Genomic DNA, 1,987 nt, shown 5'->3' on the forward strand with positions numbered 1-1,987 from the left:
GCGCCCACCGGCCGCGCGATCGCGGCGCTGCCCGCGGGCTCGATCCGCGGCGGCTTCCGCAGCACCGAACAGGGCGAGGTGGTGTCGTACAAGTACGCCAACCGCGGCACCGCGCACTACCAGGTAGAGCTGCTCGCGTCGTCGGTGCTGCAGCACGTGCTGCTGTCCGAGCGCGAGTCCGCGCTGGTGCCCAAGCACGAGTTCGACGAGGCGATGGAGGCGATCTCCGGCGTGTCGTGGACGGCTTACCGCCAGCTGATGGAGTCGGAACACCTGCTCGCCTACCTGCAGGGCTCCAGCCCGCTGGAGGAGCTGGCCCTGCTCAACATCGGCTCGCGGCCGGCGCGGCGCACGCAGGCGCGCACGCTGGCCGACCTGCGCGCGATCCCCTGGGTGTTCGCGTGGACGCAGAACCGCCACATGCTGACCGGCTGGTACGGCCTGGGCAGCGGGCTGGCGGCCTTCGTCGAGGTGCGCAAGGCGCGTGGGCTCGACCTGCTGCAGCGCATGTTCCACGAGGGCCGGCTGTTCCGCACCGTGATCGACGAGGTGGAGAAGACGCTGCTGACGGTCGACCTCGACATCGCGCGCGAGTTCGCCGGCCTGGTGGCCGACCCGGCGGTGCGAGAGCCGATCTTCCAGGCCATCGAGCGCGAGTACCGCCTCACCTGCGAGATGGTGCTGAAGGTGTCGGGCGGCAGGCAGGTGGCCGAGCGCTTCCCGCAGCTGCGTCGCCGTCTGGCGCGCCGGCTGCAGACCATGAACCAGGTCAGCCGCGAGCAGGTGCAACTGCTGCGCGCGCTGCGCGACGGTGGCGACGACGACGTGCGCACCGCCTTCCTGCTGTCGATCAACTGCGCGGCCGCCGGCCTGGGCGCCACCGGCTGACGCGTCGGGCGACCCACTGCCTTTCTCCGCTTTCCCCTTTTCCATCATCGAGGACTTGCTGCCATGAGCTTCACCATCATCGACCAGGCTACGCCGCGCCTGCACCGCTCCGAGCTGGCCGTGCCTGGCACCAACACGGCGATGTTCGAGAAGGCCGCCGCGTCGGCCGCCGACATCGTGTTCCTCGACCTCGAGGACGCGGTGGCGCCCGACGACAAGCCGCAGGCGCGCAAGAACATCATCCAGGGCCTCAACGAGGTGGACTGGGGCACGAAGACGATGATGATCCGCATCAACGGCCTCGACACCCACTACATGTACCGCGACGTGGTCGACATCGTCGAGGCCTGCCCGCGGCTCGACATGATCCTGATCCCGAAGGCCGGCGTCGCCGCCGACGTGTACGCGATCGACATGCTGGTCACGCAGATCGAGAACGCCAAGGGGCGCAGCAAGCGCATCGGCTTCGAGGTGCTGATCGAGACGGCCCTCGGCATGGCCAACGTCGAGGCGATCGCGCAGTCGAGCCGGCGGCTGGAGGCGATGAGCTTCGGCGTGGCCGACTACGCCGCGTCGACGCGCGCCCGCACCACGGTGATCGGTGGCGTGAACAAGGACTCGGTGGTGCTGACCGACAAGGACGAGCAGGGCAACCGCCAGGCGTTCTGGACCGACCCCTGGCATGCCGCGCAGACCCGCATGATGGTGGCCTGCCGCGCCTACGGCCTGCGCCCGATCGACGGCCCGTTCGGCGACTTCGGTGACCCCGACGGCTACAGGGCCGCGGCCAACCGCGCCGCGGTGCTGGGCTACGAGGGCAAGTGGGCGATCCACCCGTCGCAGATCGAGCTGGCCAACGGGGTGTTCACGCCGTCCGAGGCCGAGGTGACCAAGGCGCGCCGCATCCTCGAGGCGATGGCGCAGGCCGCGAAGGAAGGCCGCGGCGCGGTCTCGCTCGACGGCCGCCTGATCGACATCGCCAGCATCCGCATGGCCGAGGCGCTGCTCGCGAAGGCCGATTCGATCAGCGCGGCGGCCAAGGGCTGAGGCGGCGCGGGGACGCGCGCCCGGCTGCCTCGGTCACGCCGCGCTGCGCACC

2 protein-coding genes are annotated in these 1,987 nt (G+C 70.6%); both read left to right on the forward strand.

Annotation, left to right across the window (positions count from 1 at the left end; translation table 11 throughout):
* On the forward strand, nucleotides 1–888 hold an 888-nt coding region (locus x551_RS21585; protein WP_036251243.1), incomplete at its 5' end, for a phosphoenolpyruvate carboxylase.
* Nucleotides 889–951: 63 nt separating this feature from the next.
* Entirely contained in the window at nucleotides 952–1,935 is a 984-nt protein-coding gene (locus x551_RS21590; RefSeq protein ID WP_011830830.1) for a CoA ester lyase, read from the forward strand.
* The last annotated feature ends 52 nt before the right edge of the window (nucleotides 1,936–1,987 follow it).

Source organism: Methylibium sp. T29 (assembly GCF_000576205.1).
In the GTDB taxonomy this organism is placed as follows: domain Bacteria; phylum Pseudomonadota; class Gammaproteobacteria; order Burkholderiales; family Burkholderiaceae_C; genus Methylibium; species Methylibium petroleiphilum.